Here is a 19,299-nt window from a genome sequence, read left to right as displayed (position 1 = left end):
CTTCATTTGTTAGGTTCTTGAGCTTTCAGCGCAAAAGGAACCTGCACATGTATCGCGTCAGTCTTGATGGGATAGGCCAGGCAGTAGATGGCGATGTCACCACCACGGGTGCAATCTGCATTGCCAGCGGTGAGGGTTACATCTGTGATGGGCGAAAGGTCCTGCGGGTCGGGGACTCGACTACCGAATGTCCGCTCTGCTGCCAACCTGGCGTTGTTGTAGAGGGCTACCTCGGGTGGATTTCCGACGGTCAGCCACTGGCGATGGATGGTTCCCTGGTTGCCTGTGGCTGCCCGAATGGCAGTAACAGGGTGGTTGCTCCTTTGGGTGGAATGGCGCCGTCCAGTCATACCATGCATGGCAGGCAGACAAACGCGGCGACGGTCCCCGGTGCTCGCACTCTCCCTGCCCCAGCCAACGCACAGATGCCTGGCGCCATCGCGTCTGCGCATGTCGGGTTGGAACCCGGTTTTCATATCGTTCCCCGCAGCATGTCCGGCCCCCAGGTACTGGCGCAATTGTTGGCGCAGGACAGCACACTGCCTATTGCACGCATCCAGCGCCTGAACCCTACCTTCGACCAAGGTTTCAAGGCGGGTGAAATCTTCGTCATCGGTGATCCCGACAACCACCACGCCTGTACCCGCGCGGAGGCCGACCTGATGGCTGCGGCGCAGCGGGCGCGGGAGGCACTGGCTGTGCTCGACGAGCAGGAAGCCAACTTCATGATGCAGCACATTGGCGAGGTTGCCGGAGTGCTCAATGGCGCGAGTCAATCCATGGGCGTGGGCAAGGACATGCTGTCGCGTGGGCTGGGGCAGGTTGGGGATACGCTCAAGGGGCTCGAGCGCCTGCATCAGCGCGAGTTCACCTTGCATGGGCATCTCAATAGCCGGCAATTCTTCGAATCGCGTCGAGCGCTCTATCAGCAACTGGATGCACAGCTGCGTAGTGCGTTTCTAGGCAAGTACCTGAACCTTGGTGGGCATGAAAGCCTGCGTAAGAGCTTGAATGTCTCTACTAAAAGCCTCGTGCATCACTGGTCAAAGGCAGGTGCACCGGGGGCGATACCGGGGTATGCGACGCATTTGGATGAAGTGGCGAAGATGTCGAAGTATTTAAAATACGGCGGGCATCTGGCGATAGGGCTTGGAGCTACCTCGTCCTACCTGAAAGTCCAGGATGTGTGCAGAGCTGGTGAGACTGAGGCTTGTAAGAAAATCCGCTTTACCGAAACAGGCAGCTTCTCAGGCGGTTTGGCAGGAGGAGTTGCAGGTGGTGGTGCCAGTGGCTTGGCGATAAAAGTAGTGTGTAATTTTGGTGTATGGGGTAAAGCCCTATGCGGTATCGCAGTCGTTGGTGCTGGTTCATTCGCAGGGGCCGAGGGCGGCGCGGATGCAGGGGAGTGGTTGGGTGAGCTGATCTACAAGGTTAATTATGATTGACCTCAGTGGATGGCCTGTCGGTTTGCGGATAGTACTGCTGATTGTTCCGTTTGTATTTTTGATCATCGGCGTCGCTATCAATGCCTATATTGCAGGGTCGCGTCACTTTAATGTTATGTGTCATGCCTTTCGACGTAGTAGTGGTCTTGACGACGAGGTCGCTGTATGGGGTACGAGAAATTTGAAGTCACGGATGTTGATCGTTAGCACCATGAGTCTTGGTGTGATATGGCCATCCTTTGGGCATCGTTGTGGGTGGTTGAGCATTAAAGATAGCGATGAATTTCCCAGTTACCTGAAATGGAGAATGAAGTTAAGCAGCTATTGTTTGCTGGCTGGCTTAGGGGGGGCTGTTTTTCCTAACGACATTTGTGAGGATCATAGAGTCATGAATGTTTAGGTGCTGTTTGCAAAACGCTACACTAGTGCGGTTCAAGTGCGTCTTATTCCTCTGATGGTTGCGGCGCAGCGGGCGCGGGAGGCACTGGCAAGGGAGGCGAGTGGTTGGGGGAATTCTTATATGAATGGCGGGCGAAATGAGTAGTTTCTGGTCTTCAGGTTGGGCTTTTGTATTCATGGGGGTGCCATTTGTATGCTGTTTGATCGGGCTAATCATGAGTATTTTTCTTGCTCGCGGTAAATGTTATCGCCAAGTGATTGGGGCGCTACCTAAAAGCGTGTGGGTTGAGCAGCAGAGGCGGTATTTTGATGAGGCGAGTTTCAAATGTAGATGGCATTTGGTGAATACGATAAGTGGAGCGTTTCTCTATCCGTCTTATGTGGTTAGGAAAGGGCTTTTCGAAGAGGAGGAAATTAAGAGGTTTCCTCATGATCTTCGGCGATTTATGGTGGTTTCCGCATGGCTATCTCTTGTTGGGTTTTTGTGGTTGGTGCTTGCGATTTGGCTGTTGACGTTCACACGAGCAGACTGATGGATTTACCTTTTTTGGACACCAAAAAAATAGATTTCATGAGGCTTGCCGTGCGGGTCAAACTGCGGAGCTACAGCGGTCGGGGATCTTCTTTCGAGAGAGTGAAAGCCGGGAGAGAAGGGGAGTGATCGATTTGAGTGACTGGCCGGCAGGGCTGAAAGTTGCTTCATTGCTGATACCTTTCTTCATCATGCTGTTAGGTATGGCGATCCATGTGCACATCGCTATCTCGCGGCACTTCGATGTTATGTGTGCAGCCCTTCAGCGAAGTAAATGTCTGCTAGAGGAGCTTAAGCGAGGTGGGGGGTTACTTTAAAATTTAGAGCCTTGACGGTTAGTGCAATAACAGGTGTCCTGATGTGGCCGGTGTTATCTATGCGGCAAGGTGATCTGGATCCGCAAGACTATCGCGAGTTTCCGATCTATCTCAAAAGACGCATGAGGGCAGCAATGTGTTGTATGGCGATTGGTATGGGGTGGATGTCACTTATTGTGATCTTTGTGGAGTTTAGACGTGCAGTGTAACTTTGGTGTATGGGGTAAAGCCCTATGTGGTATCGCAGTCGTTGGTGCTGGCTCATTTGGTGGTGCCGAGGGTGGCTCGGGTATAGGGGAGTGGATGGGTGAGTTGATCTATGAGGTTGATTATGATTGACCTTAGTGGATGGCCTGTCAGCTTAAGGCTTGTCTTGCTAATTGTCCCTTTTCTGTTGCTGGCTATTGGAGTCATTATTAATGTCTACATTGCGTGTTCAGGTCAATTCAATGTCATGTGTCGTGCATTTGGTCGGAGTCGAGGTCTAGAAGATGAGGCTCTTCTCTGGGGGCGACGAGGCTGAGGTCGCGCATGCTAATCGTGAGTGCGATGAGTCTCGCTTTTATATGGCCATCCCTAGGGCTTCGTCGCGGTTGGTTGGATCTCGAAGACAGTAATGAGTTTCCGAATGGCTTGAGATGCAGCATGAAGTTAAGTAGCTATTGCTTGCTTGTTGGCCTGGGCGTGCTGTTTTTTCTAACGTCGTTCGTCAAGGTTACAAGGTCATGATGATCTTCGAGGACCGAGAGGTAATGGTCTGAAAATCCGCCCCGCATTGGTAGAGCTTCAGGTACCAATGCGGGGCCCGGTGGCCAGGTGTTTACTCAAGGCGTCTTGAGGTCCAGTACCAGATCCTTCGCCGCCTTGGTCGCGAGCACGCTCATCAGTTTGCCCATCTCGTCCTGACGACCAAGCCCCGCGTCGGAGCCTCCCATCATCACGCTGGGCACCGGCGCCTGGGCTGCGGCGTTGGCCCAGGCGCGGTTGATCTGCACCAGGGCGTCGAGCTTGGTCTGCAGGGCGCCGTCGGCCTTGAGCGAGGCCTCGCGTGCGTAGGCTTCCGCGTCGGCCGTGATCTTGGTGGCCTCGGCGTTGACCTTGGCCTTGTCACGAAGCAACTCGGCGGTTTGCTTGTCGATTTCGGCGCGGCGTTTTTCCCGTTCGGCGTTGATCAGCGTGAGCTGCTTCTCGGTCTCGGCTTCCGTGGTGCGCTCGATCTGCTGGCGCAGGCTTTCCTGGCGCTTGGCCTCGACGTCCTTGGCGCCGCGGGCGGAGACCAGCTCTTTCTCTTCTTCTTCCTTGAGCCGGTTCTGCCGGGCCACGGCCAGCTCGGCCAGGGCCTGCTGCACCCTCACCATGCGCTCCTGGTACTGGGGGTTGGGGTCGATGTGCGTCACCCGGGCGTCGACGACCTCGACGCCGAACAGGCGGAACTGCTGTTGCTTGCGCAGTTCCTGGCCGTCCTTGTCGAGCTTCTTCTCGATGACGAAGCGGGTCGCGGAGTTGTCGCCGAAGCTGCCCTGGTCGGTGCCCGACTGGAGTATCGCGGTCTGTGCCGGCAGGTTGTCGCGCTGTACGCGAATCTCCTTGCGGCTGGTCAGGTACAGGCCGTTGCGCAGCTGGTTCTCGAATTCGGCGCCGAAGTGGCTGCGGTTGCCGGCGTAGTAGTCATCGGCGCTCATCAGCGAGGCGGTGGCCTGCAGGGTTTCCTTGACGGCGGGCAGCAGGGCGCGCTGCAGGAAGTTGTCAGGGGTGCGGTACTCCTGGGCAATCTTCAGGAAGGCATCGCCCGAGGGCAGGCGGAACTGGGTGCTGAACTCGGCCTTGGCATCGACGTTGCCGAGGAACACGATCGGCAGGTTTTCCAGGATCACCGAAGGTTGTCCGCTGCGGTTGTCCTCCTGGTTGTCCACCCGCAGGGCGGACTGGACGCCAATGGTGCGTCGCCAGACCGTGCTGCGGCCGAACCACTTGGTCGCGTAGCCGACATCCTCGACCACCTTTTCCTCGCCGAAGATCGTGCGCACGTGGGTCATCTGGCCCGCTTCGTTGTAGAAGAACACTTCGTTGAACACGGCGGCGATGGCGCCGAGGGCGAGCACCGGCAGGGCGATGGCGGCAATCAGCTTGCGTTTCTTGTGCAGGACCGTGAAGTCGGGGACTGGCAATTTTTGCATGGGACACTCCTTGTGCGGGAAGTGCGTATGCTCGCCAAGGTGTTTTGCCTGGAGTAGTCAGCTGGGTCCGCTTGCGATGTAGGATGTTTCTTGATGAGCCGTGAGCATGCCTGGCAATGGCAGAAGACCCGCTGCAGCGGGTCTTCCTGTCGATCATCAGCCCGGCGGATTCAAACCCCCGCCGCCAGCTTTGCACTCACCTGGCGACGGCGATACGCGCTGTCGCGACTGGCCAGCCACCAGTACAGCGGCGAGGTGATTGCCAGCCCCACCAGCCACGACAGGTCGGCGCCATTGATGTGTTCGGACACCGGCCCGACATACAGCGGTGTGTTCATGAACGGGATCTGCACCGCGATGCCCACCGCGTAGGCAATCAGCGCCTGAGGGTTGTAGCGGCCATAGATGCCGCCGTCGACCTTGAAGATCGAGTCGATGTCGTAGTCGCCCTTGTGAATGACATAGAAGTCGATCAGGTTGATCGCCGTCCACGGCACCAGCACCACCAGCAGCACCAGCACCATGTCGACGAAGTGACCGATGAAGTCCGCCGAGGCGAACACCGCCACCACACAGCAGGCGGCCAGGACGATCAGCGACAGCACGGCGCGGCTCTTGGCGGTGGGGATCCAGCGGTAGGCGAAAGTCTGCACCAGGGTGATGATCGACAGCACCGCGCCGTACAGGTTGAGGGCGTTGTGGCTGATCACGCTGAGCAGGAACAGCACCAGCATCAGCGGGCCAAGGGTGCCGGTGGCGAGCTTGACCGCGTCCATGGTGTCCATCCCGGCCGGGATCGCCAGCACCGCGACCGCGCCGAAGATGAACGACAGGCTTGAGCCCAGGGCCGAGCCCAGGTAGGTGGTCCAGAAGGTCGAGGACACCTTCACGTTGGCCGGCAGGTAGCGCGAGTAGTCCGACACGTAGGGGGCGAAGGCGATCTGCCACAGCGCCGCCAGCGACACGGTGGCCAGCCAGCCGGCCAGGTTGAAGCCGCCGCGGGTGAGGAAGTCGTCGCTCTGCACATGGCTGAAGATGTAGCCGAAGCCGACCACGATGCCGATGCCTAGCACCCAGGTGCCGATGCGGTTGAGCACGTGGATGAAGCGGTAGCCGATGATGCCGATGATGCCCGAGCCCAGGGCGCCGATGACGATGCCCACCGGCACCGGCACGCTGTCGACCACGCCGTGCAGCGACTTGCCGGCCAGGACGATGTTGGAGGCGAAGAAGCCGATGTACATGACCCCGGCGATCACCACCACCAGCAGGGCGCCGAGCGAGCCGAACTGGGCACGGCTCTGGATCATCTGCGGGATGCCCATCTGCGGGCCCTGGGCCGAGTGCAGGGCCATGAGCACGCCGCCGACCAGGTGGCCGACGAGGATCGCGACGATGCCCCAGACCAGGTTGAGGTGGAACAGCTGCACGCCCAGCGCGCCGGTGACGATGGGCAACGGTGCGATGTTGCCGCCGAACCACAGTGTGAACAGATCCCTTACCTTTCCATGGCGGTCTTGCGGCGGCACGTAGCCGATCGTGTGTTTCTCGATGAGGGGTGCCGAATTGGCTGCACTGGTCATGACTGACTCCAAGGCAAGGTGGGGCATCGGGGGAGGCCCGGGTGCGTGCCGGCAAGGGGCGACGCGTTCTTGTTGGAGCGATGATGCGGGGTGGGCGGGTATCGAGAAATTAGTAAATTTGTGCTCATGAACCTTAAAAAACCTAAGGCTGGCAAAAGGTTAAACGGGGGACGGGAGCAAGGACGGTGCCAGGTGGCGGGAGGCCCTGACGGGTGGGGACTGGGCGTTGTGCGAGGGTAGTGCGGAGGCCCCGTCGTGGTGCGTGATGCACGATAGCCGGGCATGCCGGTGGCGGGCAATTGCAGTGATGGCGGGGCAAGCCCGCTCCCACGCTGGTGATGTTTGCAGCATTGTTCCCTGCGCGATAGCGTGGCCCAACGGACTGGGCGGTCGGCTACATTGGCAACAACCGGTCCTGGATCACCTCCTTCATCACCAGCGTCGAACTCAGGCGTTTGACATTGGGAATGCTGGTCAGCTGTTCGTCGTACAGCTTCTGGAACGCCGGCAGGTCCCTGGCCACCACATGCAGCAGGTAGTCCGGATCGCCGAACAGGCGCTGGGCCTCGACGATCTGCGGGATTTCCCCGAGCGCCGCCTCGAAGTCCGCCACCGGCTGGCGGGTCACTTCGCGCAGGGTGACGAACACCAGCGCGGCGAAGTTCAGGCCCAGGGCCGCCGGGGCCAGTCGGGCGTGGTAACCGAGGATGGCGCCGGATTCCTCCAGCGCCTTGAGGCGGCGGTGGCAGGGCGACAGGCTCAGGCCCACGCGGTCGGCCAGTTCGGTGACCGACAGGCGCCCGTCTTTTTGCAGCTCGGCAAGGATCTTTCGATCAGTTCGGTCCATGGGGGAGAATCTTCCAGTCTATGGCGTGGTAGAGGGAATATACGAAAGAAAATCCCCGGGCGATATCCGTAGTCTTTCTTTCACCGAAACCTGCGTGAAAGGAAGGGTCGACATGACCATGAGTGTGTTGGCGGCGTTCTGGGCCGTTTCCCTGCTGTTCGTGATCACCCCCGGTGCCGACTGGGCCTATGCCATCTCGGCCGGCATGCGCGGGCGCTGGGTGGTGCCGGCGGTGGCCGGCATGTTGTCCGGGCATTTCCTCGTCACCCTGGTGGTGGCGGCCGGGGTCGGCAGCTTGCTCGCCGGGCATCCGCTGGCGCTGACCCTGCTCACCCTGGCCGGCTGCCTCTACCTGCTGTGGCTGGGCGGCAACCTGCTGTTGAGCCCGTCGGTGCCCGAGGCGGGCGAGGGCGGCGAGCGCGACTCGGGGTCGCGCTGGGCGTTCAAGGGCTTGTGCGTCAGCGGTCTCAACCCTAAGGTCTTCCTGCTTTTCCTGGCGTTGCTGCCGCAGTTCACCGACCCGCAGTCGAGCTGGCCGCTGCCGTTGCAGATCCTGCTGCTGGGGCTGGTGCACCTGGGCAGCTCGCTGGTGATCTACCTGATGGTCGGCTACGGCGCCAAGGCCGTGCTGCGCACCCGGCCTGCGGCGGCGCGGGTGGTGGGGCGGTTGTCCGGCGGCGTGATGATCCTGATCGCCGTGGGGCTGATTGCCGGGCAATTGCGCTGAACCTGTCAACGGCGGCGGCTTGGGCTATGCTGACGGCCCTCATGAATCGGAATCGCCAACCATGAAATACGCCGCCGCACTCCTGCTCAGCCTGCTTCCATTGCTGGCCCATGCCGTGCAGACCGGGGAAACCCTCGCGCCCTGGACCCTGCTCGACCAGTACGACCAGCCCTACACCCTGGTCAGCGACACCCGCGTCCTGCTGGTCGCCCGCGACATGGACGGCGCCAAGCTGGTGAAGGCGGCCCTGGCCGAGCAACCCAAGGGCTATCTGGAGGCGCGCAATGCGGTGTTCGTCGCGGATATCCAGCGTATGCCGGCGCTGATCAGCAAGCTGTTCGCCATCCCGGCCATGCGCGACTACAGCTACCGGGTGCTGCTGGACCGTGAAGGCCAGGTCGCCACTCGGTATGCCGGGGAGGAGGGCAAGGTGCTGTGGCTCTCGCTGGACAAAGGTGTGCTGGTCGGGCAGAAGACCTATGCCGCTGCCGATGACCTGAAAGCGGCGCTGGAGCAGGCCAGCCACTGAGCCGTTGGCCTTGTGGGGGGCGAGCCTCGTGGGAGCGAGCTTGCCCCGCGAAAGGGCCGTCAGCGGCAGGTTCAGGAAAACGCCTGGCGAATCAAATCAGGCAACACCTCGCCCGCCTTGCCGGCCAACGCGAACTCCTGCGGATGCCCCTCGCTCGCAGGCTGTGGATTGACATGCACCACCGTCGCCCCTGCCGCCAGCGCCAGCCGTGGAATCGAGGCCGCCGGCTGCACCACGCCGGACGTTCCTACCGACAACAGCACATCGCATTGCTGCGCGGCGTCGAACGCCTGCTCCAGTGTCTGCTCCGGCAACATCTCGCCGAACCACACCACCCCGGGCCGCAGCGGCCCGGCACAACGGCTGCAGCGTGGTGGCTCGATGCGCCGGCCTTGCAGGGCGTCCTCGGGCAGGACCACAGGCCCGTCCGCCGGACGTGCGCAGTCCAGGCAGCGGAACGCGTCCAGCCGCCCATGCAAATGCAGCACATCGTGGCTGCCGGCGCGCTCGTGCAGGTCGTCGACGTTCTGCGTCACCAGGGTCAGCTTCGGCACCCGCGCCGCCAGCGCGGCGATGGCCAGGTGGGCGGGGTTGGGCGTGGCCCGGGCGATCCCTGCTCGGCGCATCTGATACCAGCCCCAGACCAGCGCCGGGTCGGCGTGAAAGCCTTCGGCGCTGGCCAGCTGCGCCGGGTCGAAGCGCTCCCACAACCCGGTCAGCTTGTCGCGGAAGGTGGCGATGCCGCTTTCCGCTGAGACGCCGGCGCCGGTGAACACCACCACGTGGCGGGCTTGGGCGAGCAAGGTTGGATCGAACGGCATGGGGGCTCCAGGACGACGGTGCGAGGGCGCCACTGTGCCAGTGGGGCGAAAAGGCGACAAGCACTGGGGAATCGAGGGCTTGACCTCGACTTAACCTGAGGTCTGATACTCGGCCGCTCATTCCATCGACGGAGCGATACCATGACCCAGCCAGCCGCCTTCGCCCTGAGCAACCCCGAAGGCCTCTACGACCCCAGTGGCAACGCCTATTCCCATGTCGCCGAAGTGCGTGCCGGCAGCCGCCTGCTGTACATCGCCGGGCAGGGCGGCGAGGACCTGCTGGGCAACCTGTCGGCGCGTTTCGACGAGCAGGCGCGCCAGGCCCTGGTGAACCTGAAGATCGCCCTGGCCTCCCGCGGGGCCACCCTCGAGCACGTGTTCAAGCTCACCTTGCTGGTGGTCGACCATTCCGAGGCGCGCCTGAGCCAGTGGGTAGCCGAGGCCGAGCGCGCCTGGGGTGGCAGGATGACGCCGACCTGCACGCTGATTCCGGTCCCGCGTCTGGCGCTGGACGGGATGCTGGTGGAAGTGGATGCGGTGGCGGCGCTGCCTGAGGCGTGAGCGATCGCTGCGGTCATCAGGCCCTACAGGGGGTAGCCCAAACCATCGTGCAAGACCTTGGTCCACGATGGGCTGGTAGACTCACGATTTGAATCGAGCCTGCACCATGACCGTCCCTGTCGAACTGCACCAGACCGGCCCCGAGCACGCCGAACTGGTGCGCAACCTCTACCAGTTCTATGCCTACGAGTCCTCAGACTGGGAGCACGAGGACGTCGAGGTGGACGGGCGCTTCTACATCCACGAGCCGCACTTCGCCCGCTACTGGCAATCCCCCGGCTGGAGCGCCAGCCTGATCCTGGTGGACGGCTTCATCGCCGGCTTCATGCTTGTCGAGCGCAGCGAACTGCCCGGCATCGAGGCCTGCGAGCTGGCCGACCTGTTCATCCTCAAGAAGTACCGCCGTCAGGGCGTGGGCCTGGCGGTGGCACGGCAGACACTGTGTCAAGGCGACTGCGATTGGCTGGTGCGTTGCTATCCCGAGGATGCCCCGGCCCTGGCGTTCTGCCAGGCCGTGCTGGCGAACCTGCCGCGTCCGGTGCGGGAGATTACGCTGGATGACGAGCCGCAACTGCGCAACTTCCTGGTGACCCGGCAGCGGCACTGACGCGGCCACAGATTTTTTGTGATGCACTTCACAAAATTCCTGCGTCGAGCGGCATAATGCCAGCACTTGGTTATTTCGGACTGTTCCGACATACGGTCCGGAGGTTTCCTATTCCTGCTGTGAAGGAGTCAGGTCATTCCCATGCCGCTCGCCGCAAACCCCGACATGATGTACCGGTTGTTGATCCAGAGCGTGGCGGACTACGCCATCTACCAGCTCACCCCCGAGGGCATCGTCGCCAACTGGAACCCGGGCGCGCAGCGGGCCAAGGGCTACCAGGCCGAGGAGATCATCGGCCAGCACTTCTCGGTGTTCTATACCGACGAGGACCGCCATGCCGGCCTGCCGGCGCTCAGCCTGGACACCGCGCGCAACGAAGGACGCTTCCAGGCCGAAGGGCTGCGCCAGCGCAAGGACGGTTCGCACTTCTGGACCAGCGTGGTGATCGAGCCGATCAAGGATGAGCACAGCGGCCAGCTGATCGGCTACGCCAAGATCACCCGCGACATCTCCGAGCGCCGCCAGCATGAGCTGGAGCTGCTCAAGGCCAAGGAGCTGGCCGAACAGTACAGCCAGGAGATGACCACCTTGTCGCAGTTCCTCGACTCGGTGATCGCCAACATCCCTGCCAGCGTCATTGTCCAGGACCTGCACAGCCAGCAGATCCTCCTGGCCAACCAGCAGGCCGAGCGCCTGTTCGGCCGTCAGGGCACACGCATGGTTGGCCAGCTGCCGGACCAGTGCCTGGTGCCGGCGGCCGTCGATTACCTCGAACAGCAGCTGGCGCGCGGGGCGCGCAGCACCAAGGGCTACGCCGCCGAAACACGGGTCGACACCGCCATGGGGCCGCGTACCCTGCGCAGCCGGGCCACGCTCTGCGATAACCGCGAAGGGCAGGGGGACTACGTGCTGTTCGTCGCCGAGGACGCCACCGAGGAGCTGGCCGCCCACGCCCAGATCCACCACATGGCCCATCACGACGCGCTGACCGGGCTGCCCAACCGCACCCTGTTCCACGAGCGTCTCAAGCAGGCGTTGCTGCGCGGCGAGGACAGCGACAAGCTGACCGCCGCCCTGTGTCTGGACCTGGACAACTTCAAGAACATCAACGACACCCTCGGCCACGCCTTCGGCGACAAGCTGCTGCGCGCCCTGGGCAAGCGCCTGCGCCGCGAGCTGCGCGAGCACGACACCTTGGCCCGGCTCGGTGGTGACGAGTTCGCCGTGGTGCTGTCGGGCCTGGAGACCGGCGATGCGGCGCGCAACACCGCCCAGCGCCTGATCGAGGCGATCTGCCCGCCGTTCCATATCGAAGGGCACCAGTTCAGCGTGGGGGTGAGTATCGGCGTGGCGGTCGCGCCCGACGACCACGACCAGGCCGAGCAGCTGCTCGGCTACGCCGACATGGCCCTGTACGAGGCCAAGCGCAACGGTCGCAACCGCTACGAGTGCTTCCATGTCGAGTTGGATGTCGCGGCTCGTCAACGCCGCCTGGTCGAGACTGACTTGCGCACCGCGCTGCATCTGGGCCAGTTGCAGCTGCACTACCAGCCGGTAGTGGACCAGCAGAGCGCCAGCGTCACCGGCTACGAGGCCCTGCTGCGCTGGGAGCACCCGAGCCGCGGCATGATCATGCCCATGGACTTCATCCCCATCGCCGAGGAGACCGGCCTGATCCACGAGATCGGCGCCCGGGCGCTGAACCTGGCGTGCCAGGAAGCGGCCAGCTGGGGCACCGAGCAGACGGTGTCGGTCAACCTCTCGGCGGTGCAGTTCAAGAATGCCAACCTGGTGCATACCGTGGCCCTGGCCCTGGCCGACTCGGGCCTGCCGGCCACGCGCCTGGAGCTGGAGATCACCGAGTCGGTGCTGCTGGGCAACAGCGAGGAGAACGTGCGCACCCTACGGGCGCTGAAAGACTTGGGTGTGTCGATTTCCCTCGACGATTTCGGCACGGGGTATTCCTCGCTGGGCTACCTGCGCTCGTTCCCGTTTGACCGGATCAAGATCGACAAGTCGTTCGTCCACGACATGTGCGAAAGCCGCGAGGCGATGTCGATCATCCGCGCCATCACCGAGCTGTCCAACAGCCTGATGATCAAGACCACGGCCGAAGGGGTGGAGTCAGCCGAACAGATGGAGCGTCTGCTGGCCGAGGGGTGCTCGCATTTCCAGGGCTACCTGTACGGCCGACCGGCGCCAGCGAGCGAGCGCTTGACGCAGGTGTTGCCGCGAGCCTGACAGGCCGCTGCGCGGTCCTACAGAGGCCATGCAGCGCTTAGGCAAAAGTGGTCGATCAGCGAACAAAATGTACCAGTTGGACCACAAGGCTTTGTCGCGCCCACGGGATCTCTTCTAGAATCCGCCCATGCTCCGGCATCATGCCGGGGCCATCGCCCGAGAGCCTCATGAGTTCCAGTTCGCCGCTGTCCGGAGTCAACCAGCCGCTGCGCGGCATCGCCCTGGTGGTGGTGGCTACCTTCCTGTTCGCCAGCCACGACGCACTGTCGAAATTCCTCGGTGGGATCTACCCGATCATCATGGTGGTCTGGGTGCGTTACCTGGTGCACACCCTGCTGATGGCCGGGATCTTCCTGCCCAAGGCGGGCCTCGCGGTGCTGCGTACCCGCCGGCCGCTGCTGCAGACCCTGCGCGCGCTGAGCCTGCTCAGCACCAGCCTGCTGTTCACCGCCGGGTTGCAGTACCTGCCGCTGGCGGAGGCAACCTCGGTCAACTTCCTCGCGCCGGTGCTGGTCACCGCACTGTCGGTGCCGCTGCTCAAGGAACGGGTGACGCCGGGGCAGTGGCTGGCGGTGGTGATGGGCTTCATCGGCGTGCTGGTGGTGGTGCACCCGGGCGGGGCGATGTTCACCCCGGCCATCCTGTTCCCCTTCGGCTCGGCGCTGGGGTTCTGCTTCTACCAGTTGCTCACGCGCAAGCTGGCGGCCCACGACAGCCCGACCACCAGCAACTTCTATGCGGGGTTGTGCAACACCCTGATCATGACGGCGCTGGTGCCGTTCTTCTGGCAGGCACCGCAATGGTCCCATGTGCCGCTGATGCTGGCGCTGGGCGGCTGCGGGATGACCGCGCACCTGTTGCTGACCCAGGCGTTCCGCCATGCCGCGCCGGCGTTGCTGGCGCCGTTCAGCTATTGCCAGATCGTGTTCGCCGGGCTGCTGGGGCTGGTGGTGTTCGGCCAGGTGCCGGACGGCACCAGCCTGGTCGGCATCGCGGTGATCTGCCTCAGCGGACTGGGGGCGGCCTGGATGCAGCGGCGGGTCTGAGGGGCATGCCCTTTATCCGGCACGCCCTTCATGTTGTTTGCGATAGGCCCCCGGTTGCACGCCGACGGCCTTGGCAAACGCCCGGGTAAAGGCCGCCACCGACTGATACCCCACCTGCGCGCCCACTTGTTCGACGGTATTGCCCGCCTTGAGCAACTGGCAGGCATGGCGCATGCGCAGCGCCAGCAGCACCTGCCCCGGCGATTGCCCGGCCAGTTCGTTGAAGCGCTTGAAGAACGCCGAGCGCGACAGCCCCGTGGAGGCGGCCATGCTTTCCAGCGTCCAGGCCTGCCCCGGCTCTTCGATCAAGCGCTCCAGCAGGCCGGCGAAGGCCGGCTGGCGGGCGAGGGCGACCAAGCCGCCCAGTGACAGGCCAGCATGCACCTGCTGGCGCAGCACATACAGGAACAACAGGTGGGTGAGGCGCTCGAGCAGCGCCTGCGAAGGCTGTTGGCGCCGGCACTCCTCGAGGATCAGCCCGAACAACGCCCGGGCCGCGTTGCCGGCCGGGTCGCTGGCGCGCAGCAGGATCCAGTCCGCCAGGCCGTCGACGATCAGCGACGACAGCCCCGACTGGAAGTGGAAGAACCCGCAGACCAGCCCCACGCCATCGCCCGCTTCCAGGTCCAGCGTCTGCATGGTACGGCGCGGCTGGGCGCAGGCGTCGGCGGCATCCTGGTCGCCGGACAGCCGATAGGCCAGGTCTCGCAGCAGGAACACTGCATCGCCACTCTCCAGGCGCTGCGGCTGCGCCTGGCCATCGATGTGCAGCCAGCAATGGCCTTGCACCACCAGGTGAAAACTGGCCCGGCCCATGCCCTGGGTGCTGGCGTGCCAGCCGCCGCAGTATCGGCCTACATGGAACAGGCTGGCGTCGAGCTCCAGGCTTTCTAATAACCAATCGACGAGGGGGCTGGAAGAAATCATCTAATGCAAGGACTCTGGAGCAAGGAAAGGCGACTGATGAATATGGATGCTACTTCTTATAACCAACAGACTGTAGCGACCTACATCAAAGGAGACCACTCCATGTCCGCGCGCATCACTCTACACAGTCTGCAGACCGCTCCGGAAGCCGCCCGCCCGTTCCTCGAGAACGCGCAGAAAAACTCCGGCTTCATCCCCAACCTGCTGGGCATCCTGGCCAACGCCCCGGCGGCGCTGGAAACCTACGTCACCGTCTCGGCGCTCAACGGCAAGTCCGAGCTGACCCTGGCCGAGCGCGAAGTGGTGCAGCTGATCGCCGCCACCCAGCACGGCTGCGATTTCTGCGTTGCCGGCCACACCGCGGTGGCCCTGAACAAGGCCAAGCTGCCCCAGGAAGTGGTCGATGCCTTGCGCGCCCGCGGCGAGCTGCCGGACGCTCGCTACGAAACCCTGGCCGAATTCGCCCGTGAAGTGATCGCCACCCGCGGCAACGTCGGCGATGCCACCTATCAGGCGTTCCGTGACGCTGGTTTCAGCGAAGGCAACGCCCTGGAAGTGATTCTCGGTGTGAGCCTCGCAACCCTGTGCAACTTTGCTAATGTGTTCGCCCAGACGCCGCTCAATGACGAACTGAGCAAGTACCGTTGGCAGCCTTCGGCCTGATCGAGGCCTGATGCCGGCGCGCCCGGCGTTTCAACAGGAGTAGGGACATGCTTGACCATGCATTTCGACAATGGCTGGATGCCAATGCCGAGGCCATCGACCAGGGCCAGTGCGATCCACACCTGGTGCTGGCGCATATCGCCGAATCGCAACTGCTGCGCATCGGCGTCGACCCGGCCCTGGGCGGTTCGGGTGGCGACGTCAGCGCGGCGGTCGAGGCCATCGCCGCCATCGCCAGCCGTTCGCTGGCCGCGGCCTTTGTCTGCTGGGGCCAGCGCGCCTTCATCGAATACCTGCTGCAAAGCCCCAACCGGGCACTGTGCGAACGGCTGCTGCCCGACCTGCTCAAGGGCGAGCTGGCCGGGGCCACCGGCCTGTCCAACGCCATGAAGTTCCTCTCCGGGATCGAGGCCTTGCAGGTGCGGGGTCGCGCTGCGAGCGACGGCTGGAACCTGGAGGGGCGCCTGCACTGGGTGACCAACCTGCGCAAGCGCGGCTTCGTGGTGGCCGCGGCCATCGAGGATGACGCCGGTGGCGCGCCGTTCGTGGTCGCCATCCCGTCGAACGCACCTGGCCTGGAGCGCTCCGACGACCTGCAACTGATGGGCCTGCAGTCGAGCAACACCGCGGCGCTGGCCTTCCACCAGGTGCCCTTGGCCCGTGACTGGCTACTGCACGACAACGCCCGCGAGTTCCTGCCCAAGGTGCGCCCGGCATTCCTGGCGCTGCAGTGCGGCATGGCCATCGGCCTGGCGCGCCGAGCCCTGGATGAGGCACAGGCACACCTGCAGGGGCGTGGCGCGTTCCTCGAGGAGGCCCGCCAGGTGCTCGCCGAGCGCCTGGAGAACACCGTCGCCGAGCTCAAGCAGGGGCTGCTCGACGGCCGCTTCCAGAGCCAGCCGGCCGCCTTGTTCAAACTGCGCATCACCCTCGCCGAATGCGCCGCCGACGCCGTACAGCTGGAGTTGCAGGCCAGCGGTGGCAAGGCCTACCTGACGGCCTACGGCGAAGGCTTCGCCCGCCGCTGGCGCGAGTCGGCGTTCGTGCCGATCGTCACCCCGAGCCTGGTGCAGCTGCGCGCCGAGCTGCAACGCCAGGCGGCCTCTGCATGACCGACGTGCTACTCGAAGCCCGCGACATCAGCCTGGGCTACCCGCGCGAGGGTGGCTGGCAGGCGGTGCTGGAACAGTTCGACCTGACGCTGGCGCCGGGGGAGGTGGTCAGCATCCTGGGCCCCAGCGGGGTCGGCAAGTCCAGCCTGCTGCGCGTGCTGGCCGGCCTGCAGCAGGCCCGTGGCGGCAGCGTGCAGTTGCGCGGCGAGCCGCTGCAGGGACCGCATCCGCGCCTGGCGGTGGCGTTCCAGGACCCCAGCCTGCTGCCTTGGCTGAGCCTTGAGAAGAACGTCGCCTTCGGCCTCGACTTCGCCCGCCAGCCCAAGCTGCCGACGGCCGAGCGGCGCGCACGGATCGACCACGCCATCGACGCGGTGGGCCTGGCCCACGCCCGTGGCCAGTACCCGGCGCAGCTGTCCGGCGGCATGGCCCAGCGCACCGCACTGGCCCGCTGCCTGGCGCGCCAGCCCGAGGTGCTGTTGCTGGACGAACCCTTCGGCGCGCTGGACGAGGTGACCCGGGCCGACATGCAGCAACTGCTGCTGCAATTGATCGCCACCCACAACACCGCCGCCGTGCTGATCACCCACGACATCGACGAAGCCCTGCTGCTGTCCGATCGCGTGCTGCTACTGGGCAACCACCCGGCGCGCACCCTCGGCCAGTGGCACATCGACCTGCCGCAGCCGCGCGCGCAGCGGGTCGAGGAACTGGGCGCGCTGCGCATCGAGATCCTGAAAACCCTTCGGCGGGCAAGCCGCACAGCCGAACCCACTCCATCCCCCTTGCCCTCGGAGGCTGTCCATGTGCATGGATGACTGCTGTTCCACGACGTCCCGTCGCGATTTTCTCAAGCTGAGCGCCATGCTCACCGCCGCCGGCGCCGTGCCGCTGCTGTCGAGCCTGCAGGCCCGCGCCGCCGCCGAGCCGGACGCGCCGGTGCGCATCGGCTACCTGCCGATCACCGACGCCACGCCCTTGCTGGTGGCGCACAACAACGGCCTGTTCGAGGCCGAGGGCATCAAGGCCGAGCGCCCGGTGCTGCTGCGCAGCTGGGCGCAGGTGATCGAGGCGTTCATCTCCGGCCAGGTCAATGTCATCCACCTGCTGTCGCCGATGACCGTGTGGGCGCGCTATGGCAGCAAGGTGCCGGCCAAGGTCGTGGCCTGGAACCACGTTGGCGGCTCGGGCCTGACCGTGGCCCCGGACATCACCGAGATGAAGCAGCTCGGCGGCAAGACCGTGGCGATTCCGTTCTGGTACTCGATTCACAACGTGGTGCTGCAGCAGATGCTCGGCGACAACGGCCTCAAGCCCGTGTCCAAGCCGGCCGACGCGCAACTGGCGGATAACGAGGTCAACCTGCTGGTGCTGCCGCCGTCGGACATGCCGCCGGCCCTGGCCAGCAAGCGCATCGCCGGCTATATCGTCGCCGAACCGTTCAATGCCCTGGCCGAGAACCTCAAGGTCGGCCGCGTGCAGCGCTTCACCGGTGATGTCTGGCGCAACCATGCCTGCTGCGTGGTGTTCATGCACGAGCATGACCTGAATAATCGCCCGGAATGGTCGCAGAAAGTGGTCAACGCCATCGTCAAGGCCCAGCAGTGGACCCGCGAGCATCGTGCCGAGGCCGCAGCCCTGCTGTCCAAGGCCGGCCCCAACAAGTACACCCCGCACGAGTCGGCGGTGCTGACCAAGGTGCTGGCGCCTTCCGCCGAAGACCGCGCCGGCTACATCGCCAGCGGCGCGATCCAGCACCAGCAGTGGGACGAGAAGCGCATCGACTTCCAGCCTTACCCGTTCCCCAGCTATACCGAGGAACTGGTCAAGCGCCTGAAGAACACCCTGATCGTCGGCGAGAGCGATTTCCTCGCCGGCCTGGACCCGGCGCAGACTGCCCGCGACCTGGTGGACGAGCGCTTCGTGCGTAACGCCATCGCCGCCGTGGGCGGCCCGGCCGCGTTCGGCATCGCCGAGAACTTCCAGCGTAGCGAGGAGTTCGCGGTCTGATGCGCAGGCATGTCGTGCATGGTGCCCTGGGCCTGGCGGGCCTGGCGGCGCTGCTGTTGCTGTGGTGGGCGGGCGTGCGCCTGTTCGGCGCCGCCGATGGCCTGTCGGCGCGCTTCGCGCCCCAGGCCACGCTGCAAAGCCTGGTGGAGCTGCTGGGGCAGGGCGAGGTCTACGGGCATATCTGGGTGAGCTTGAAGCGCATCCTCGTCGGCCTGTTGCTGGCGCTGCTGATCGGTGTGCCGCTGGGCCTGCTGGTGGGCAGCTACCGGCATCTGGAGGCGGCGACCACGCCGGCGTTCCAGTTCCTGCGCATGATCTCACCGCTGTCGTGGATGCCGGTGGTGGTGATGCTGATGGGCGTGGGTGACCAGCCGATCTACTTCCTGCTGGCCTTCGCCGCGTTGTGGCCGATCCTGCTCAACACTGCCGCCGGGGTGCGCCAGCTCGACCCGCGCTGGCTGCAGTTGAGCCGCAGCCTCAGCGCCACGCGCTGGGAGACCTTGTGCAAGGTGATCATCCCCGGGGTGATCGGCCATGTGCTGACCGGCGTGCGGCTGGCCATCGGCATCCTGTGGATCGTGCTGGTGCCGTGCGAAATGCTTGGGGTCAGCGCCGGGTTGGGCTATTTCATCCTTGATACCCGTGATCGGCTGGCCTACTCGGAACTGATGGCGATGGTGCTGCTGATCGGTGTGCTGGGTTTCATGCTCGATGCCCTGGCGCGTGGGCTGCATCGGCGCTGGGTGCATGCGTGA

Annotated in this window: 17 protein-coding genes; 12 read left to right on the top strand and 5 right to left on the bottom strand. The window is 64.0% G+C overall.

Going from position 1 to position 19,299, the window contains the following annotated elements; genetic code table 11:
• The first annotated feature begins 47 nt into the window (after positions 1-47).
• Positions 48-1,445: a PAAR domain-containing protein gene (locus tag HU751_RS21895; RefSeq protein WP_186733120.1), complete on the top strand. Its 1,398-nt coding sequence runs from the start codon at positions 48-50 to the stop codon at positions 1,443-1,445.
• 2,072 nt (positions 1,446-3,517) lie between these two features.
• Here HU751_RS21895 and HU751_RS21890 read toward each other — a convergent pair.
• From HU751_RS21890 to HU751_RS21880, 3 genes are all read right to left on the bottom strand, one after another.
• Positions 3,518-4,870 (bottom strand): SPFH domain-containing protein, encoded by a 1,353-nt coding sequence (locus tag HU751_RS21890; RefSeq protein WP_186733121.1) that lies wholly within the window; start codon positions 4,868-4,870, stop codon positions 3,518-3,520.
• A gap of 170 nt (positions 4,871-5,040) precedes the next feature.
• Complete coding sequence (locus HU751_RS21885) at positions 5,041-6,453, bottom strand: purine-cytosine permease family protein (protein ID WP_186733122.1); 1,413 nt, start codon at positions 6,451-6,453, stop codon at positions 5,041-5,043.
• Positions 6,454-6,847: 394 nt separating this feature from the next.
• Positions 6,848-7,300 (bottom strand): Lrp/AsnC family transcriptional regulator, encoded by a 453-nt coding sequence (locus tag HU751_RS21880; RefSeq protein WP_186733124.1) that lies wholly within the window; start codon positions 7,298-7,300, stop codon positions 6,848-6,850.
• A 112-nt stretch (positions 7,301-7,412) separates the two neighbouring features.
• Here HU751_RS21880 and HU751_RS21875 point away from each other — a divergent pair, with 112 nt between their 5' ends.
• Together HU751_RS21875 and HU751_RS21870 are read left to right on the top strand one after the other, a co-directional pair.
• On the top strand, positions 7,413-8,027 hold the full coding sequence (locus HU751_RS21875; RefSeq protein ID WP_186733125.1) for a LysE family translocator: 615 nt from the start codon (positions 7,413-7,415) through the stop codon (positions 8,025-8,027).
• 61 nt (positions 8,028-8,088) lie between these two features.
• On the top strand, positions 8,089-8,556 hold the full coding sequence (locus HU751_RS21870; RefSeq protein ID WP_186733127.1) for an FAD/FMN-containing dehydrogenase: 468 nt from the start codon (positions 8,089-8,091) through the stop codon (positions 8,554-8,556).
• Positions 8,557-8,627: 71 nt separating this feature from the next.
• On the opposite strand, the gene HU751_RS21865 is transcribed toward HU751_RS21870, so the two are convergent.
• A complete protein-coding gene (locus HU751_RS21865; protein ID WP_186733128.1) occupies positions 8,628-9,377 on the bottom strand; it encodes an SIR2 family NAD-dependent protein deacylase in 750 nt (249 codons plus the stop codon).
• Between the two features lie 141 nt (positions 9,378-9,518).
• On the opposite strand from HU751_RS21865, the gene HU751_RS21860 reads away from it, so the two are divergent.
• From HU751_RS21860 to HU751_RS21845, 4 genes are all read left to right on the top strand, one after another.
• Positions 9,519-9,938, top strand: a complete 420-nt coding sequence (locus HU751_RS21860) for a RidA family protein (RefSeq protein ID WP_186733129.1) — start codon at positions 9,519-9,521, stop codon at positions 9,936-9,938.
• Between the two features lie 106 nt (positions 9,939-10,044).
• Positions 10,045-10,545, top strand: coding sequence for a GNAT family N-acetyltransferase (locus HU751_RS21855; RefSeq protein WP_186733131.1), 501 nt, complete (start codon positions 10,045-10,047; stop codon positions 10,543-10,545).
• A gap of 141 nt (positions 10,546-10,686) precedes the next feature.
• The gene (locus HU751_RS21850) at positions 10,687-12,786 is read left to right on the top strand and encodes a putative bifunctional diguanylate cyclase/phosphodiesterase (RefSeq protein WP_186733133.1); all 2,100 of its coding nucleotides are present in this window, start codon (positions 10,687-10,689) and stop codon (positions 12,784-12,786) included.
• 167 nt (positions 12,787-12,953) lie between these two features.
• The gene (locus HU751_RS21845; protein ID WP_186733135.1) at positions 12,954-13,832 is read left to right on the top strand and encodes a DMT family transporter; all 879 of its coding nucleotides are present in this window, start codon (positions 12,954-12,956) and stop codon (positions 13,830-13,832) included.
• A 12-nt stretch (positions 13,833-13,844) separates the two neighbouring features.
• Here HU751_RS21845 and HU751_RS21840 read toward each other — a convergent pair whose 3' ends face one another.
• Complete coding sequence (locus tag HU751_RS21840) at positions 13,845-14,759, bottom strand: AraC family transcriptional regulator (RefSeq protein WP_186733137.1); 915 nt, start codon at positions 14,757-14,759, stop codon at positions 13,845-13,847.
• 102 nt (positions 14,760-14,861) lie between these two features.
• On the opposite strand from HU751_RS21840, the gene HU751_RS21835 reads away from it, so the two are divergent.
• Genes HU751_RS21835 through HU751_RS21815 form a run of 5 tightly spaced genes read left to right on the top strand, consistent with a single transcriptional unit; the run spans position 14,862 to position 19,299 of the window.
• Positions 14,862-15,422, top strand: a complete 561-nt coding sequence (locus HU751_RS21835; protein WP_186733139.1) for a carboxymuconolactone decarboxylase family protein — start codon at positions 14,862-14,864, stop codon at positions 15,420-15,422.
• 47 nt (positions 15,423-15,469) lie between these two features.
• The gene (locus HU751_RS21830) at positions 15,470-16,534 is read left to right on the top strand and encodes an acyl-CoA dehydrogenase family protein (protein WP_186733140.1); all 1,065 of its coding nucleotides are present in this window, start codon (positions 15,470-15,472) and stop codon (positions 16,532-16,534) included.
• Entirely contained in the window at positions 16,531-17,352 is an 822-nt protein-coding gene (locus HU751_RS21825) for an ABC transporter ATP-binding protein (protein ID WP_186733141.1), read from the top strand. The genes HU751_RS21830 and HU751_RS21825 overlap by 4 nt, the downstream gene beginning before the upstream one ends.
• Positions 17,339-18,544, top strand: coding sequence for an ABC transporter substrate-binding protein (locus HU751_RS21820; protein ID WP_186733143.1), 1,206 nt, complete (start codon positions 17,339-17,341; stop codon positions 18,542-18,544). The genes HU751_RS21825 and HU751_RS21820 overlap by 14 nt, the downstream gene beginning before the upstream one ends.
• A complete protein-coding gene (locus HU751_RS21815; RefSeq protein WP_110733787.1) occupies positions 18,544-19,299 on the top strand; it encodes an ABC transporter permease in 756 nt (251 codons plus the stop codon). Before HU751_RS21820 ends, HU751_RS21815 begins: the two co-directional genes overlap by 1 nt.

The sequence above is a fragment of the Pseudomonas peradeniyensis genome (assembly GCF_014268935.2).
GTDB classification, from domain to species: domain Bacteria; phylum Pseudomonadota; class Gammaproteobacteria; order Pseudomonadales; family Pseudomonadaceae; genus Aquipseudomonas; species Aquipseudomonas peradeniyensis.
Note: the sequence above shows the minus strand (reverse complement) of the source record. Positions and strands in the feature narration are given on the sequence as shown.

What these genes read in the sequence shown, in the direction of transcription:
- HU751_RS21870 (WP_186733127.1), top strand. Translation starts at nt 8,089, where the DNA reads ATGAAATACGCCGCCGCACTCCTGCTCAGCCTGCTTCCATTGCTGGCC.
- HU751_RS21880 (WP_186733124.1), bottom strand. Translation starts at nt 7,300, where the DNA reads ATGGACCGAACTGATCGAAAGATCCTTGCCGAGCTGCAAAAAGACGGG.
- HU751_RS21865 (WP_186733128.1), bottom strand. Translation starts at nt 9,377, where the DNA reads ATGCCGTTCGATCCAACCTTGCTCGCCCAAGCCCGCCACGTGGTGGTG.
- HU751_RS21835 (WP_186733139.1), top strand. Translation starts at nt 14,862, where the DNA reads ATGTCCGCGCGCATCACTCTACACAGTCTGCAGACCGCTCCGGAAGCC.
- HU751_RS21895 (WP_186733120.1), top strand. Translation starts at nt 48, where the DNA reads ATGTATCGCGTCAGTCTTGATGGGATAGGCCAGGCAGTAGATGGCGAT.
- HU751_RS21840 (WP_186733137.1), bottom strand. Translation starts at nt 14,759, where the DNA reads ATGATTTCTTCCAGCCCCCTCGTCGATTGGTTATTAGAAAGCCTGGAG.
- HU751_RS21850 (WP_186733133.1), top strand. Translation starts at nt 10,687, where the DNA reads ATGCCGCTCGCCGCAAACCCCGACATGATGTACCGGTTGTTGATCCAG.
- HU751_RS21845 (WP_186733135.1), top strand. Translation starts at nt 12,954, where the DNA reads ATGAGTTCCAGTTCGCCGCTGTCCGGAGTCAACCAGCCGCTGCGCGGC.
- HU751_RS21830 (WP_186733140.1), top strand. Translation starts at nt 15,470, where the DNA reads ATGCTTGACCATGCATTTCGACAATGGCTGGATGCCAATGCCGAGGCC.
- HU751_RS21860 (WP_186733129.1), top strand. Translation starts at nt 9,519, where the DNA reads ATGACCCAGCCAGCCGCCTTCGCCCTGAGCAACCCCGAAGGCCTCTAC.
- HU751_RS21885 (WP_186733122.1), bottom strand. Translation starts at nt 6,453, where the DNA reads ATGACCAGTGCAGCCAATTCGGCACCCCTCATCGAGAAACACACGATC.
- HU751_RS21875 (WP_186733125.1), top strand. Translation starts at nt 7,413, where the DNA reads ATGACCATGAGTGTGTTGGCGGCGTTCTGGGCCGTTTCCCTGCTGTTC.
- HU751_RS21815 (WP_110733787.1), top strand. Translation starts at nt 18,544, where the DNA reads ATGCGCAGGCATGTCGTGCATGGTGCCCTGGGCCTGGCGGGCCTGGCG.
- HU751_RS21820 (WP_186733143.1), top strand. Translation starts at nt 17,339, where the DNA reads ATGTGCATGGATGACTGCTGTTCCACGACGTCCCGTCGCGATTTTCTC.
- HU751_RS21825 (WP_186733141.1), top strand. Translation starts at nt 16,531, where the DNA reads ATGACCGACGTGCTACTCGAAGCCCGCGACATCAGCCTGGGCTACCCG.
- HU751_RS21855 (WP_186733131.1), top strand. Translation starts at nt 10,045, where the DNA reads ATGACCGTCCCTGTCGAACTGCACCAGACCGGCCCCGAGCACGCCGAA.
- HU751_RS21890 (WP_186733121.1), bottom strand. Translation starts at nt 4,870, where the DNA reads ATGCAAAAATTGCCAGTCCCCGACTTCACGGTCCTGCACAAGAAACGC.